Origin of the sequence: uncultured Xanthomonas sp., assembly GCF_964278005.1 — a bacterium.
Classification (GTDB): Bacteria; Pseudomonadota; Gammaproteobacteria; order Xanthomonadales; family Xanthomonadaceae; genus Xanthomonas_A; species Xanthomonas_A sontii.
In genome coordinates this window covers 136,510-151,239 of the sequence record NZ_CAXYKF010000026.1, presented here as the reverse complement: position 1 = coordinate 151,239, position 14,730 = coordinate 136,510, and the positions used below count along the sequence as shown (strand labels likewise).

At 70.6% G+C, this 14,730-nt stretch carries 13 protein-coding genes; 2 read left to right on the top strand and 11 right to left on the bottom strand.

What is annotated here, in order from left to right:
- Positions 1-149: 149 nt before the first annotated feature.
- Together ACHWVH_RS19415 and ACHWVH_RS19410 are read right to left on the bottom strand one after the other, a co-directional pair.
- Positions 150-1,106 (bottom strand): hypothetical protein, encoded by a 957-nt coding sequence (locus tag ACHWVH_RS19415; protein ID WP_267104347.1) that lies wholly within the window; start codon positions 1,104-1,106, stop codon positions 150-152.
- Positions 1,103-2,788 (bottom strand): diguanylate cyclase, encoded by a 1,686-nt coding sequence (locus tag ACHWVH_RS19410; RefSeq protein WP_295935594.1) that lies wholly within the window; start codon positions 2,786-2,788, stop codon positions 1,103-1,105. Before ACHWVH_RS19410 ends, ACHWVH_RS19415 begins: the two co-directional genes overlap by 4 nt.
- A 411-nt stretch (positions 2,789-3,199) precedes the next feature.
- Here ACHWVH_RS19410 and ACHWVH_RS19405 point away from each other — a divergent pair, with 411 nt between their 5' ends.
- Entirely contained in the window at positions 3,200-4,381 is a 1,182-nt protein-coding gene (locus ACHWVH_RS19405) for a putative acyl-CoA thioester hydrolase (protein WP_152237505.1), read from the top strand.
- Positions 4,382-4,410: 29 nt separating this feature from the next.
- Here the strand turns inward: ACHWVH_RS19405 and ACHWVH_RS19400 are convergent, their stop codons facing one another.
- From ACHWVH_RS19400 to efp, 6 genes are all read right to left on the bottom strand, one after another.
- A complete protein-coding gene (locus tag ACHWVH_RS19400) occupies positions 4,411-5,115 on the bottom strand; it encodes a phytoene/squalene synthase family protein (protein ID WP_267094614.1) in 705 nt (234 codons plus the stop codon).
- Between the two features lie 181 nt (positions 5,116-5,296).
- A complete protein-coding gene (locus ACHWVH_RS19395) occupies positions 5,297-6,004 on the bottom strand; it encodes a phosphoglycolate phosphatase (RefSeq protein ID WP_153752639.1) in 708 nt (235 codons plus the stop codon).
- Positions 5,994-6,731 (bottom strand): bifunctional 2-polyprenyl-6-hydroxyphenol methylase/3-demethylubiquinol 3-O-methyltransferase UbiG, encoded by a 738-nt coding sequence (gene ubiG, locus ACHWVH_RS19390; protein ID WP_394687789.1) that lies wholly within the window; start codon positions 6,729-6,731, stop codon positions 5,994-5,996. The genes ACHWVH_RS19395 and ubiG overlap by 11 nt, the downstream gene beginning before the upstream one ends.
- 53 nt (positions 6,732-6,784) lie before the next feature.
- Positions 6,785-8,119, bottom strand: coding sequence for a TRZ/ATZ family hydrolase (locus tag ACHWVH_RS19385; RefSeq protein WP_017914280.1), 1,335 nt, complete (start codon positions 8,117-8,119; stop codon positions 6,785-6,787).
- Positions 8,120-8,144: 25 nt separating this feature from the next.
- Positions 8,145-8,804 carry a TMEM175 family protein gene (locus tag ACHWVH_RS19380; protein WP_394687788.1) on the bottom strand — a complete coding sequence of 220 codons (660 nt, stop codon included), beginning with the start codon at positions 8,802-8,804 and terminating at the stop codon, positions 8,145-8,147.
- A gap of 126 nt (positions 8,805-8,930) precedes the next feature.
- Positions 8,931-9,497 (bottom strand): elongation factor P, encoded by a 567-nt coding sequence (gene efp / locus ACHWVH_RS19375; RefSeq protein ID WP_010343528.1) that lies wholly within the window; start codon positions 9,495-9,497, stop codon positions 8,931-8,933.
- Positions 9,498-9,596: 99 nt separating this feature from the next.
- Between efp and epmB the strand changes: the two genes are divergently transcribed.
- Entirely contained in the window at positions 9,597-10,634 is a 1,038-nt protein-coding gene (gene epmB / locus ACHWVH_RS19370) for an EF-P beta-lysylation protein EpmB (protein ID WP_394687787.1), read from the top strand.
- A 60-nt stretch (positions 10,635-10,694) separates the two neighbouring features.
- Here the strand turns inward: epmB and ACHWVH_RS19365 are convergent, their stop codons facing one another.
- The 3 genes from ACHWVH_RS19365 to ACHWVH_RS19355 all read right to left on the bottom strand — a co-directional run bounded on the left by ACHWVH_RS19365 (position 10,695) and on the right by ACHWVH_RS19355 (position 14,663).
- Positions 10,695-12,839, bottom strand: coding sequence for a putative bifunctional diguanylate cyclase/phosphodiesterase (locus ACHWVH_RS19365; protein WP_394687786.1), 2,145 nt, complete (start codon positions 12,837-12,839; stop codon positions 10,695-10,697).
- Positions 12,836-13,726, bottom strand: coding sequence for a phosphate/phosphite/phosphonate ABC transporter substrate-binding protein (locus tag ACHWVH_RS19360; RefSeq protein ID WP_152237866.1), 891 nt, complete (start codon positions 13,724-13,726; stop codon positions 12,836-12,838). Before ACHWVH_RS19360 ends, ACHWVH_RS19365 begins: the two co-directional genes overlap by 4 nt.
- A gap of 178 nt (positions 13,727-13,904) precedes the next feature.
- Entirely contained in the window at positions 13,905-14,663 is a 759-nt protein-coding gene (locus tag ACHWVH_RS19355; protein WP_017914286.1) for an RNA methyltransferase, read from the bottom strand.
- Between the last annotated feature and the right edge of the window lie 67 nt (positions 14,664-14,730).

The window sequence follows — 14,730 nt, the reverse complement described above, 5'->3', positions numbered from 1 at the left end:
GGCCGGGAGGCCGCACCCTCATCCTGCCCCCTCTCCCAATGGGAGAGGGGCAAGCGCTCTCCCTTCTCCCCTCGGGAGAAGGTGCCCCGAAGGGGCGGATGAGGGTACGGGCGCAGCCTCGCGCACTGCGCTGGCGCGCAGCCTTTCAGCTACGCCGACGTGGGCACCTCAAGCAGGCGCCCCAGCACCACATGCGAGGGGCTGTTGGCCAGATCCAGCGGCATGACCAGCTTGGGATTGGGATGCGGCAACGGCGCGCCCGGCGCTTCTTCGCCGGCTTCGCGCAGCAGGCTGCCGTTGTCTTCCACCTGATCGGTGACCGGCGCCAGCGGCGGCAGGCCCAGGCCGGCGCGGACCGCGTTGGCGCGGCTGAGCAGGTCGTCGTCGGCGACCGTGGTCAGCGCCGAGGCGGCCAGGCTGGCTGGTGCGCCCTCCACCGCCGCCAGGCGCTGCGCGATATCGCCCAGCGCCTGCTGCCGGTGCGGATGCAGCAGTTGCCACACTTCCTCCCACAACGCCTTCCAGTCCAGGTGCGGGAACGGCATATGGGTCGGCCCGCTGAGCACGATCTGCGGCGCCAGCCGGCCCGGCGGCGTCGCATCGCATTCGGCCAGCGCGCGGTATACCACTTCGCTGCACACCATGTGCGAGGGGTTGTCGCGGACCAGATGGTCCAGCGCCTCGCGCACCACGATCCGCGCCAGCCAGTGCTGCGGCCACTTGCCGCGGATGGCGACCAGCAGGCCGAGCGTGGCCAGGCTGTCCAGCGGGTACGGGACGCCCAGCAGCGACTGCGCCTTGGCCAGCACGCTGGCGCGATCGGCGTCGTCCAGCGCCACGCAGGCGTAGCTGAGCGGCCGGTAGGCGTCGATGATCAGGTAGTTGGTGGTGTCGGTCAGCCGCTGCGACAGCGGATAGCGGCGCACGCCGCTGGCCGCCGCCTCGATCAGATCGCCCTGATCGGCGACGATGGCGGCATGGCTGTAGATACTGTCGCCGCACCAGGCGATCAGTTCGGACACCGGGCCGCAGCCCAGTTGCAACAGGATGTCGCCGACCTGCAACTGATCGGGAGCGAACGCGGGCAAATCGGTCTGCGCAGTCATGGTTGAGGCTCCTGGTGGGTGACGTGGTGGCTGGGGGTGGACACGCTGACGCGGTTGCGGCCGGCGGCCTTGCTGGCGTAGAGCGCGGCATCGGCCCGCTGCAACAGCGCCGCCGCGCTCTCGCCGCGCTGCCATTGCGCCACGCCGACGCTCAGCGTGCATGACAGCGCCTGGCCTTCGCGCGGCAGCGGCTGCGCGGCGACGTGCTGGCGGATGTCCTCGGCCACGCGCCGCGCGGCCTCCAGGGTGGCGCCGGGCATCAGCAGCAGCATCTCGTCGCCGCCCTGGCGGCCGAGCGTGTCGGTGCTGCGCAGGCGCGCCCGCGCGCAGGCGGCGATCCAGCGCAGGCAGGCGTCGCCGCCGGCGTGGCCGTGGATGTCGTTGATGCGCTTGAAATGGTCGATGTCGATGTAAGCCAATGCCAGCGGCCGGTCGCCGCGCGCGGCGTCCTGCAGCGCCTCGGCCAGACGCTGCTGCAGGGCGGCGCGGGTGAGGATGCCGGTGAGTTCGTCCACGGTCGCCATGCGGCTGGCGCGGTCGCGGTCGCGACGCAGCTCCAGGATCTGCTCGGCCAACCCGAAGGTCACCAGCAGGCAGGAGATCGCCAACGCCAGGCTGATGCCATGCGCCAGCACCGGCGCGGCCACGTCCAGGCGCAACCACCCGGTCAGTTCCAGGCAGCGCAGCACGCACAGCATCCACAGCGGCGTCCACGAAGCCAGCAACGGCCAGGCGTAGCGTTGCCCGCGCAAGGCCAGCAGCAGGCAACACGGCAGCAGCAGCGCCGCACCGACGATCAGCCCGAGATTGCCGAGCAGGCTCAGCACCGCCGCGTCCGACAGCAAGCAGGCCACGGCGATGCCGAGCAGGAACAGCGCGCACAGCCGCAGCACCCGGTCCAGCCGCGGCAGTTGCCGGCGCATCTCCAGTTGCCGGCGCTGGAAGGTGATGATGAAGAAGCCGCCGAGCGCGGCGACGATGCGCATCGGCGTCGGCGAGGACGCGAACACGCTGGCCAGGCCCGGCACCGCGCGCGCCTCACCGCCGAGGCCGAGCAGGTACAGCAGCACACACATCACGTTGGCGGTGAAGTAGCCGTAGATCGGCTCGCGCAGACGCGCCCACAAGGCGATCGCCAGGATCGCCAGCACCGCGGTCGAGCCGAGGATGAAGGCGCGCCAGCCGACGTAGTGCAGATCCTCGCGCTGCACCTGCGCCAGCGGCGCGATGCCCACCGGCATCGGCATCGCCGCCGGCGCATGCACCCGCAGCCAGATCGAGGCACCGGCCGGCAACCCCTGCGGCAAGGCGATCACCAGGGCCCGGGTGGAGTAGCGCAGGTCGGCGTCGGCGCCGTAGATCGCGTGCCGGGTCGGCCCGGTGCGCCCTGGCACCCAGGCCTCGACCCGGGTGAGATACGGCGACTGCAGCACCAGTTGCGGCTGGCCGTCGCGACCGATCGCATGGTCGGCACGGATCCGCCACCAGGTGGGCTGCTTGCTGCGCTCGTACAGGATCGCACCATGGCCGGCATCGGCGAACGCGGTATCGTGGCGCCCCGCCACCACCTCCGGCGGCGGAGGGTCGGCGGCCAGCCGTTGCAACAACAGTTCCTGCCCCAGCGCCGACCCGACCAGCCCCAGGCACAGCAACAGGCAGCACCAACGGCACAGGCGCTTCAATCGATGACTTCCAAGTGGGATCGGCGTCGAGGGTAGCGCAAGCCGCGACGGCGCTCGTATCCAAATTCACGACCCCGTCACGCCAGAAAGTGGGGTGGCACACGGCGCGCAGATCCATGCCGCAGTGCGGCGACCGTCCGCCGGCGCCGGGTCTGGAGCGCCTGCAGCCGTCGCGTTTTGGCCTGGGAATCGCCCTCCACGCCCCCACCAACCGGCGCGCCGCACGTGCGGCGGATCCGCGATCGTGATGGAAGCGGCACAACCGAGCTCTGGCTGCGACATCGGCCGGCATCGGCGCGCGAACGCCCCTACCATCGCCGGTCCGCTGACGACGCCGGATCAGGCGACCGGATGACACCGGTATCATTTCAGGCGTGGCCGCGGGCCCTTATCCTTGAGCGGAGGCTTCCCATGACCGTATCGCGCTGGTTGCTGCTTTCCTCCACCCTCGCCCTGGCGGGCGGGTTTGTCGCAGACGCCCCGGCCCTGACCGGCACCGCGTCGCGCCCGCAACTGACCAGCAGCGAGGCGGCCAACCAGACCGTCGCCCGCCACCTGGCCCAGGCCGGACCGATCGGCGCGCTGGTTACCGACAACTGGGATCCGAGCGCCGGCGTCGCGCTGCTGCAGGCCGACTACGCGGTGGCCGCCGACGGCAGCACCCGCTACCGCACCGTGCAGGCCGCGGTGGACGCCGCGGTCGCCGCCGGCGGCAGCATGCGCCGCTACATCAGCGTGGCGCCGGGCACCTATACCGAAGTGGTCTGCGTGCCCGCCGCGGCGCCGCCGCTCACGCTGTTCGGCCTCGGCGGCAGCCCGGCCAGCACCACGATCCGTTTCGGCAACGCCAACCCCACCCCGAAACCCACCGGCAGCGCCACCCATCCGTGCGCCAGCAACGCCGCCAGCAGCACCGTCGGCACCTCCGACAGCGGCACCGTCACCGTGCGCGCGGCGCAGTTCCAGGCGCGCAACCTGGCGATCGTCAACAGCTACGTCGAGGGCACCTACAGCGGCAGCAACCAGTCGGCGGTGGCGCTGGCGTTGCGCGGCGACAAGGCAGTGCTGGAGAACGTGGTGCTGACCGGCAACCAGGACACCCTGCTGATCAGCGCCGGCAGCGCCAACACGGTGATCCGCGCCTATTTCAAGGGCGGCACCATCGAGGGCGACACCGACTTCATCTTCGGCTCGGGCGTGGCGGTGTTCGCCGGCAGCACCATCCGCTACACCGCCGCGCGCCGCGGCGCCAACGATGGCGGGGTGATCTTCGCGCCCAGCACCCGCCCGGGCAGCAGCTACGGCTTCCTGGCGATCGGCAGCACCTTCGATGCGGTCGGCAATCCGGGCAGCGGCACGGTGTGGCTGGGCCGGGCCTGGGACGAGAGCGTGGGCAGCCTGTCCAACTACGTCGACGGCACCTCGCCCAACGGCAAGGTGGTGATCCGCGACTCGACGCTGGGCGGGCACATCCGCAAGAGCGCGCCGTGGAACGCCTCGACCATCGGCCGTCCGTACTGCAGCAGCAACTGCAGCACCTCGGCCAATCGCTTCTACGAGTACGCCAACAGCGGCGCCGGCAGCGCGCCCTGAGGCATGCCGGCGCGGAGGGCGGGCGGGCTCTATCCCAGCCCGGCCCACCAGGCGCGCCACAGCGTCGCCATCTGTCCCGGCGGCCTGGGTATGGCGGCCGCCTGCTGCACCATCCGCGCACGCGCCAACGCCGACAGGATGCGCCGCGGACGCGGCCCGCGCACGCGGCGCGGCCACGGCTTCAGCAATGCCTGCGCCCAGCGCTGGCGCTGCTGCGCCTCATCGCCGCCGCGCAGCGCCAGCGGCGCGGTGGCGGCGCCGCCCTCGACCAGGCGCTGCGCCAGCACCTGCAGCGCGACCGACACCGCGGCGCCCTCGGCCGAGGCCTCGAACAACGCGCGCTCGACCGCGACCACCGCCTGCGCGAACGGCTCCAGCCGCTCCAGCGCATGCGCGGTGTCGGCCGCGGCCGCGCGCGACTGCGGCAGGCTCGGCAAGGCCTCGGCCAGTTGTGTCCACGGCGCAGCCACTGGCTCCAGCACCCGGCCCAGCGGATGCCGCGAACGCTGCCCGGCCCAACTGCGCAGTTCCTCGCCCCACCACGCCAGCTTGGCGTCGGCCGGCAGCGGGTCGCCGGCGATGTTGAGGATGTCGTCGAACTCCTGCAGCAGGGCGAACCAGGCCACGGTGCGGGCGCGCTGCGGCGCCGGCACGAACGCCTCGGCCACGGCCCATTCCGGCCAGCGGCGGCGCCATTTGTCGAGGAAGGCATCCAGGGCGGACGAACTGCTCATGCGATCGGTGAATCCGGAGTCAGGCGCGCGCGCCGACGGCATCGCGCAATGGGAGAGTGAGCGCGGCTGCCGCGCAGAACGCGCAGTGTACGTGCGCGACCGGTGGATGCCGAGCGGCGTCGGCGTGCAGGCCGCGACACGGCGGTCATGCATCACCGCGAACGCGGCGACAGCACCGGTTTCAGGACGCGGCTGCGCTGACCGGCCAGGCCGCGGCGTCGTACAACTCGGCCGGCGCGGCGACCATCGCATCGGCGCGCCAGGCCAGCGGATCGTCTTCGTCCAGCCGATAACCCCACAGCACCGCCACCGAGGCCATGCCGGCGGCGCGAGCGGCGAGGATGTCGCGTTCGTCGTCGCCGACGTAGACCACTTCCTGCGGCGCCACGCCCAGGCGCTGCGCGGCGACCTGCAGCGGCAGCGGATGCGGCTTGCGCTCGGGCAGCGTGTCGCCGCCGATCAGCACCGCGCAGCGCTGCTGCCACTGCAACTGCGGCAGGATCAACCGCGCCAGCGCCTCGGGCTTGTTGGTGACGATGCCCCACACGCTGCCGGCCTCTTCCAGGCGTTGCAGCAGTTCCGGGATGCCGTCGAACGGCTGCGAATGGCGCCCGATCAGCGCCTCGTAGTGGCGCAGGAATGCCGGAATCAGCGCATCGCGCTGTGCGGCGGGCAGATCCGGAAAGGCGACGCCGAGCATCGCCCGCGAGCCTTTCGACACCACCGGCCGCAACTGCGCCAGGTCGAGCGCAGGACGCCCATGCTCGGCCAGCAGCGCATTGGCCGCGGCCAGCAGATCCGGCGCACTGTCCAGCAACGTGCCATCCAGATCGAACAGCACCACCCGCGGGTAACCCCGCCGCGGCAGCGGCGCTTCCCTATTCCCCATTCCCGATTCCCGGCTTTACAGCACACGCCAGGTAATTCACCTCGGTCCGCGAGGACAGCCGCGCGCGATTGCGCCACGGCTCGTAGGCCAGGCCGCTGACGTCGCGCAGCTGCAGCTCGGCCTGGCGCAACCACGCGGCCAGCTCCGCCGGCTTGATGAAGTCCTGGTAGCGATGGGTGCCGGTGGGCAGCAGCCGCGCCACGTACTCGGCACCGACGATGGCCAGGGCGAACGCGGCCGGGGTGCGGTTGAGGGTGGACAGGAACAGCTGTCCGCCCGGCTTGAGCAGGGTCGCGCAGGCGCGCACGATCGCCGCCGGATCGGGCACGTGCTCGAGCATCTCCATGCAGGTGATGGCGTCGAAGCTGGCCGGTTGTGCGGCCGCCAGGTCCTCGACCGACTGCACGCGGTAGTCGACCTCGACCCCGGATTCGAACTGGTGCAGCCGCGCGACCTTGATCAGCTCCGGTGCCAGATCGATCGCGGTGACCTGCGCGCCCTCCTTGGCCAGCGCCTCGCTGAGCAGGCCGCCGCCGCAGCCCACGTCCAGCACCGTCGCGCCGCGCAGCGGCAGACGCTCGGCGACGTAGCGCAGACGCACAGGATTGAGCGCGTGCAGCGGCTTCTGCGGGCCGTCGGCATCCCACCAGCGGGTGGCCAGGGCGCCGAACTTGTCCAGTTCGGCCTGATCGAAGTTGGCGGAGGCGTTGGCGGCGGAAGCGGTCATAACGGATTCTCGTTGGGGCCGCGCACGCGGAGCGGCGCGGCGAACATAGCGGATCAGGCGTGGACGCTGCGGATACGTTCGCGCCATTCGCGCGCATTGGCGACCAGCGCGTCGACGTCCATGTCCACCAGCACGCGCTGGCTGAGCTTGGGCTGGCCGGCGATCCACACATCGCTGACCTGCTGGCGGCCGGTGGCGTACACCAGTTGCGACAGCACGTTGTGCAGCGGCTGGGTCTCCAGCGCCGACAGGTCCACGCAGATCAGATCGGCCTGCTTGCCCGGCTCGATCGAGCCGATCGTCTCGCCGAAGCCCAGCGCGCGCGCGCCGCCCAGGGTGGCCGCGCGCAGCGTGCTGGCCGCGTCCAGCGCGGTGGCGTCGTTGGCCACCGCCTTGGCCAGGATCGCCGCGGTGCGGTTCTCGCTGAACATGTCCAGGTCGTTGTTGCTGGCGCAGCCGTCGGTGCCGATCGCCAGGTTCACGCCCGCCCGCTGCAGCGCGCAGGCCGGGCAGAAGCCGGAGGCGAGCTTGAGGTTGGATTCGGGGCAATGCACCACACTGACCCCGCGCTCGGCGCACAGGTGGATCTCGGCGTCGGTGAGCTGGGTCATGTGCACCGCGATCAGGCGGTCGTTGACCAGGCCCAGACGGTCCAGCCGCGCCAGCGGGCGCTGCCCGTACTGCTTGAGCGAGTCGGCGATTTCCTGCGCGGTCTCGTGGGTGTGCAGGTGCACCGGCACCTCGAGCTGGTCGGACAGCATCCGCACCCGCTCGAAGTTGGCGTCGTTGACCGTGTACGGCGCATGCGGGGCGAAGGCGATGCCGACCAGCGGATCGTCGCGCCACTGGTCGTGCACCTCGCAGGCGCGGGCGAAGTACTCGTCGGAGGTCTTGGCCCAGGCGGTCGGGAAATCGATGATCACCGTGCCGACCCGCGCGCGGAAGCCGTGCTGCTTGTACACCGCGGCCTGCACGTCGGCGAAGAAGTAGTTCTCGTTGGCGCAGGTGGTGCCGCCGCGCAGCATCTCGGCGATGGCCAGCGCGGTGCCGTCGGCGACGAACTCCGGGCCGATCACCGCGGTCTCCACCGGCCAGATGTGCTGCTGCAGCCACACCATCAGCGGCAGGTCGTCGGCGATGCCGCGCAGCAGGGTCATCGGATTGTGCGTGTGCGCGTTGACCAGCCCCGGCAGCAGCGCCGCGTCCGGGCGCGAGACGGTGCGCGCGGGGGCGAAGCGCGTGCGTGCCTCGGCCGTGGGCAGCACCGCCACGATCTCGCTGCCGCGCACCGCCACCGCGTGGTCTTCCAGCACCACCGCATGCGGTTCGATCGGGACCACGTAGCCGGCTTCGATCAGCAGGTCGCAGGATTCGGGTATGGAGGTCATCGCAGGGACTCTAGAAAAGGGAGGGTCACGGTGCCGGTGCCGCCTGGGACTGGCGGATGCGTCGCTGGTACACGCGCATCACCCCCCACTGCAGCAGAAAGACCGCCAGGAAGCCGAAGCGGCCCAGCCACGGTGCCACCATGCCCAGGGGGATGCACAACACGAACACTAACGGCGACACCGCCGCGCGCAGCTTCATCGCCTGCGCCTGCAGCGGGCCCAGCCGCTGCGCCAGGCCTTCCTTGCGCACCGCATAGGCATGCAGCCAGTACCCGGCCAGGCCGATCGCCGCCAGATGCGCGCAGTACACCGAGAACGCCTCGTGGCTGCCGAAATAGTCCGAGTACAGCGCGGTGGAGAACGGCAGCAGTCCGATCAGCAGCAACTGCAGCACGTTGAGCCAGATCAGCCGGTCGTCGAACTGGCGGATGTGCCGGCACAACTGCAGGTGCGACTTCCAGAACAGCGCGGTGACCAGGAAGCTGACCGCAAAGCCGATGAACAGCGGCAGCATTCGGTGCAGGGCGGCGAGGATGCCGCCGGCCGCCGCGACGTCGGCGTGTCCGGGCACCTTGATTTCCACCGCCAGCAGGGTGATGGCGATGGCGAAGACCGCATCGCTGAAGAACACGACGCGGTCGTGCGGGTACTTGCTGTCGGCGCTGTCGGCGTGGCTGGTCGTCACGGGCGTTTCCTGGGAGCGAGGTGATCCATCACCGCCGCACGGCGATCCGGCGCATGGCGCTGCCTGGCCGCCGCACGCCAGCGCGTGCGCATGCCCGCGGCCGGCGGCGGCCGCGGGCATGCCGACTTACTTGACGCGCGAAACGTATTCGCCCGAACGCGTATCGACGCGGATCACTTCTTCCTGGCCGACGAACAGCGGCACGCGCACCACCGCACCGGTCTCCAGGGTCGCCGGCTTGCCGCCACCGCCGGAGGTATCGCCGCGCACGCCCGGGTCGGTCTCGACGATCTTCAGTTCGACGAAGTTCGGCGGGGTGACCTGGATCGGCGTGCCGTTCCACAGCGTCACCACGCAATCCTCCTCGCCCTTGATCCACTTGGCGGCGTCGCCGACGCCGGCCTTGTCGGCCTGCACCTGCTCGAAGGTTTCCTGCTGCATGAAGTGCCAGTACTCGCCGTCGCTGTACAGGTACTGCATGTCGGTGTCGACCACGTCGGCCGCTTCCACGCTGTCGGTCGCCTTCATGGTCATTTCGACCACGCGCCCGGACTTGATGAATCGGTACTTGACGCGGGTGAACGCCTGGCCCTTGCCGGGCTTGACGTATTCGGTATCGGTGATGATCGCAGGCTCGCTGTTGACCAGGATCTTCATCCCGTTCTTGACGTCGTTCATGCCGTAGCTGGCCATCTGAAACTCCTCGGGTAAGGCAAACCCGCCGCGTTCGGCGGCCGGCCGGATAGAATGGAAGCTCCGCCGCAACGGCGGGCGCTCGTCTGATGACCGCCTATGATAACCGCAGCCCCCCGCCCGATGCAGCCGTCCCCGCCCCTGCCCGCCGTCGCGCCGCCGCGCTGGCAGCAGGCCTGGCGCGACGCCGTGCGCGATCCGCGCGAGCTGCTGGCCCTGCTGGACCTGGATCCGCAAGCGCTGGGCGTCTCCGAACAGGCTGCGACGCAGTTCGCGCTGCGCGTGCCGCGCAGCTTCGTCGCACGCATGCGCCCGGGCGATCCGCACGACCCGCTGCTGCGCCAGGTGCTGCCGATCGACGACGAGCAGCGCGTGGTCGCCGGCTTCGCCCTCGATGCGGTCGGCGACACCGCAGCCAAGAAGGCCGACGGGGTGATCCACAAGTACCGCGGCCGCGCCCTGCTGGTGGCCACCGGCAGTTGCGCGGTGCACTGCCGCTACTGCTTCCGCCGGCACTTTCCCTATGCCGACGAGACCGCCGCGCGCGATGGCTGGCGCACGGCGGTGGCGGCCATCGCCGCCGACCCCAGCATCGAGGAAGTGATTCTGTCCGGCGGCGATCCGCTGTCGCTGGCCACGCCGAAGCTGGCCGAACTCACCGAGGCGCTGGCGACGCTGCCGCAACTCAAGCGCCTGCGCATCCACAGCCGCCTGCCGGTGGTGCTGCCCGAGCGCGTCGATGCGCCATTGCTGGCCTGGCTGCGCACGCTGCCGTGGCCGCTGGCGTTCGTGATCCACGCCAACCACGCCAACGAATTCGATGCCGGCGTCGATGCCGCGCTGGCGCGCCTGCGCGAGGCCGGCACGCACCTGCTCAACCAGGCGGTGCTGCTACGCGGGGTCAACGACAGCGTGGAGGCGCTGGCCGCACTGAGCGAGCGCAGCTTCGCCGCCGGCGTGCTGCCCTACTACCTGCATCAACTGGATCGGGTGCAGGGCGTGGCCCATTTCGAAGTGGACGATGCCACCGCACTGGCCCTGCACCAGGCGCTGGCCGCGCGCCTGTCCGGCTATCTCGTGCCGAAGCTGGTGCGCGAGATCGCCGGCGATACCGGCAAGCGCCCGTTGATGCCCTGACCCGCCTGGCCGGGACCGCCGCAGGCACAGCGCACGCCGGCCACGACGCCGCAGCGGCGATCACGCGCTGGCGGGCGGTGCGTCCTCGTTGGCGAGCAGCTGACGAAATTCCTCCGCGCTGAGCGGACGGCTGAGCCAGAAGCCCTGCCCCAGTTCGCAGCCGCGCTCGCGCAGCAGCTCGAACTGGGTCTCCTGCTCGATGCCTTCGGCGACCACGGTGATGTCCAGCGAATGCGCCATGGCGATGATCGCGGTGGTCAGCGCCAGATCGTCCGGGTCGCGCTGCAGGTCGGCGACGAAACTCTTGTCGATCTTGACCCCGTCCACCGGTACCTGGCGCAGATGGCTCAGTCCGGAGAAGCCGGTACCGAAGTCGTCCAGCCAGACCTTGACCCCGGTCCTATGCAGCCGCGCCAGCATGCTCGCCGCCTGCAGCTCGTCGCCGATCACCGCGGTCTCGGTCAGCTCCAGATGCAATTGCGCCGCCGGCAGCCCGGACTCGCGCAGGCATTCGGCCACCACTTCGGGCAGATCGCCGCTGCGCAACTGCCGCGGCGAGACGTTGACCGAGACGAACAGGTCGGCTCTGCCGTCGGCGCGCCGCCACTGGGTGGCCTCGCTGCAGGCCGCGCGCAGCACCTTGGGGCCGATGCTTTCGATCAGCCCGCTCTGCTCGGCCACGTCGATGAACACCGTCGGCGAGATCGTGCCCATCGCCGGATGCTGCCAGCGCAGCAGCACCTCGACGCCGACCATGCGCCGGTCCTGGGTGCGGAAGATCGGCTGGTAGGCCAGCTTCAGTTCGTCGCGCTCCCAGGCGCCGCGCAGTTCGTGCTCCATGTGCACGCGCCGCTCCACCGCATAGTCCATCGCGCGGCTGTAGAAGCGGTGGCAGTTCTTGCCGGCCAGCTTGGCTTGGTACATGGCGATGTCGCCGTTCTTCAGCAGCGCCGAGGCGTCCTCGGCATCGCCCGGGTAGACAGTGATGCCGATCGAGGTGCCCATGAACACCTCGCGGCCCTGGATCCGCAGCGGCTCGCGCAGTTCCTGCACCAGCCGCTGCGCCAGCGCGGTGGCGACCTTGGCCGCCTGCGCATCCTCCACCAGGATCACGAACTCGTCGCCGCCGAAACGCGCCAGCAGCGCATCGTCGCCGCCCAGTTGCTCCACCGCCAGCTGGATGCGCCGCGCGAACTGCAGCAGCGCCTCGTCGCCGGCCTCGTGGCCCAGGGTGTCGTTGATCCGCTTGAAATCGTCGATGTCGGCGAACAGGAGCGCCAGCCTGCGCTGCGAGGCGCGCGCCGACAGCATGCGATGGTCCAGCGCCTCGCGGAACGCGAGCCGGTTGGTCAGCCCGGTCAACGCATCGGTGTAGGCCATGTGGCGCACGTCGCGGTCGTGCCGGGCGATGGCCTCGCTCATCCGCCCGAACGCGCGCAGCAATTCGCTGACCTCGTCGTGGCGGCCGCTGTCGCGGCGCTCCACCGCGTAGTTGCCGGCCTCGATCTGGCGCGCGGCCGCCGCCATCCAGCGCAACGGCGCCACCAGCGTGCGCTGCACGTAGACCGTCACCATCGCCGCGGTCAGGCCCAGGGCGGCCAGCAACAGCAGCAACCAGCCGAGATGGCGCTTGCCCAGTTCGCCCAGGCGCTGGTCGAGGTTCTGCCCGGCCTTGCGCTCGTACTCCTGCGCGCGTGCCCAGGACATGCCTACCCGCACCCCGCCCACGCGCTGGTCGCCGATCATGATCGGCATCGACACGTCGAGGAACTCCGGCGACTCCTGCGCCAGCAGGCCTTTGGCGCGGATCGCGGCGTCGGCCATCGGCCCGCGCATGCGCTGCCCGTAGCCCACCAGGTCCTTGCTGCCGTCGTGGATCAGCCGCCCGTCGGCGTCGTAGACCAGCACGTAGGCCACCGCCACATAGCCCAGCGCCCCACGCACCTGCGTGCCGATCGCATCCAGGTCGGAGTAGTACACCGGGTTGGCCAGCGAATCGGCCAGTTGCCGCGCCAGCGATTCGCCGCGGGTGCGCATGCTGCTGTCGAACAGGCTGTGGATGGCGTTGCCGCTGAGCGTGCGCACCTCGCGCTGCATCGCCGCCTGGCGCTCCAGCAGCAGGGCCAGGATCGCCATCACCAGCAGCGCAGCCACGCCCATGGCCAGCAGGAACCTGGCCTGCAACCCGAAACGCATGGTCTTCATTCCACTTCCAGCCTCACCCGCGCCACGCCGGCGCGCAGGGCATCCAGGCGTTTCTGCGACGCCGGATCGATCGGGTAGAAGCCGGAGGTCCCGAAGAACTGGCGCAGCGCCGCGCGCCCCTGCGGATCGTCGGCGGCGTGCAGCAGCACCTCGCGCAGGCGCGTCTCCACGTCCGTGGGCAGATCGCTGCGCACCATCTCCACCGCGCGCGGATACGGTTCGCTGCGGTAGATCACCCGAAAGTCGCGGCGGAACGCGGGGGGAATGCGGCGATCGTCGTCCCAGTCGAGATTGCTGAACGCCCCGGCATCCACCAGGTGCTTGTGCACGAAGGCGGCGATGTTGAGTTCCGAGCGTGCGAACACGTAACCGACCGTTTCCGCCGAGGGCTGGTCCTTGGTCGAGAGCAGGATCTCCGGATGCAGGCCGCGCTCGAACAGCGTCATCATCGGCACCAGGTAGGCGCTGGTGGACAGCGTGCTCTGCAGCGCCAGCGTGCGCCCCCGCAGATCCGACAGGTCGTGCACCGGCGCGTCATTGCGCACAAAGAATACGGTGTGGTACTGACGCACGCCGTTGCGCTCGGTCAACAGCAGCGGCTTGGCGCCACCGCGCTGTTCCAGCGCCATCGCGGTGGCAGCGGTCTCGGTGACCCAGTCGACCCGGCCGCGACGCAGGTAACTGCTCATCTGCTGGCTGTCGCGGGCCATCAGGATCTGCCCGGAGGTGATGCCGACCTCGCGCATGCGCGGCACCACGTAGTCCAGCAGCGGCTTGAGTTGCTCGTAATGGGCCTTGGGATTGTCGCTGATGCGCCCCAGCACCAGGACCGAGGGCCGCGCGTGCACGGACGCGGGCCAGCAGATCGCCAGCGCCAGCCACACCACGACCACCCGCCAACGCGAACTGGACAAACCACGATCCCCAAGTAGACCTTGCAAAGCCTAGCCGAAAGCGCATGCCGGTGACAGCGTCACAGAATGGCGCCTGCCGCGCATGCAGTCCGCCCTGGGCGCACGCGTCGGCGCGCGCGCCGCGATGGAGGCCTTCGCGCCTGGCCTGGCCTCAGTTTCCGGCCTGCCCGGCGAGTCGCGCCATGCGCTGCGCATCGGACAGCACGCCGCGCAGCAGGCGCACTTCCTGCTCGGTCAGCTCGGTGCGCAGGAACAGCCGGCGCAACTTGCGCATCGCCGAATCCGGGGCGCGGCCCTTGTGGAAGTCGATATCGTCCAGGGTCTCGGCCAACTGCCCGAACAGCCCTTCCACCTGTGCGTGGCTGGCCGGTGCCTCGCGAAACCCCGGTGCCGGCGCCGGCGCGGGGGCGGCGCCGCGCAGCTGCGCCAGGCGCAGTTCGTAGGCCAGCACCTGCACCGCCGCGGCCAGATTGAGCGAGCTGAACGCCGGATCGGAAGGAATGTGCACGGCCGCATGGCACAACTGCAGTTCCTCGTTGGTCAGGCCGGTGCGCTCGCGGCCGAACACCAGCGCCACCTCCGCCGGCTCGGCGCTGGTCGCGGTCAGGCGCTGCGCGGCATCGGCCGGCAGCAACTCCTCCAGCGACACGCGGCGGCTGCGCGCGGTGCAGCCCAGCACCAACCGGCAATCGGCCACTGCGTCGGCCAGCGCCGGCAGCACCGGCGCCTGCTGCAACAGATCCTCGGCCCCGGCAGAACGCCGGTAGGCCTCGGTCTCCAGCTCGCATTCCGGCGCCACCAGCACCAGCCGCGACAGCCCCATGGTCTTCATCGCGCGCGCCGCCGCGCCGATGTTGCCGGGGTGCTGGGTCCCGACCAGGACGAAGCGGATACGGAGGGAATCGGTCATGGCGGCACGGCAGGCGAAGCGAACGGGGGCGTAGATGGTAAACTGTGCGGCCGGCCTTGGCGCCGGA

Coding starts and splice junctions, on each gene's coding strand:
- ACHWVH_RS19415 (WP_267104347.1), bottom strand. CDS start 1,106: ATGACTGCGCAGACCGATTTGCCCGCGTTCGCTCCCGATCAGTTGCAG.
- ACHWVH_RS19405 (WP_152237505.1), top strand. CDS start 3,200: ATGACCGTATCGCGCTGGTTGCTGCTTTCCTCCACCCTCGCCCTGGCG.
- ACHWVH_RS19400 (WP_267094614.1), bottom strand. CDS start 5,115: ATGAGCAGTTCGTCCGCCCTGGATGCCTTCCTCGACAAATGGCGCCGC.
- ACHWVH_RS19395 (WP_153752639.1), bottom strand. CDS start 6,004: ATGGGGAATAGGGAAGCGCCGCTGCCGCGGCGGGGTTACCCGCGGGTG.
- ubiG (WP_394687789.1), bottom strand. CDS start 6,731: ATGACCGCTTCCGCCGCCAACGCCTCCGCCAACTTCGATCAGGCCGAA.
- ACHWVH_RS19385 (WP_017914280.1), bottom strand. CDS start 8,119: ATGACCTCCATACCCGAATCCTGCGACCTGCTGATCGAAGCCGGCTAC.
- efp (WP_010343528.1), bottom strand. CDS start 9,497: ATGGCCAGCTACGGCATGAACGACGTCAAGAACGGGATGAAGATCCTG.
- epmB (WP_394687787.1), top strand. CDS start 9,597: ATGATAACCGCAGCCCCCCGCCCGATGCAGCCGTCCCCGCCCCTGCCC.
- ACHWVH_RS19365 (WP_394687786.1), bottom strand. CDS start 12,839: ATGAAGACCATGCGTTTCGGGTTGCAGGCCAGGTTCCTGCTGGCCATG.
- ACHWVH_RS19355 (WP_017914286.1), bottom strand. CDS start 14,663: ATGACCGATTCCCTCCGTATCCGCTTCGTCCTGGTCGGGACCCAGCAC.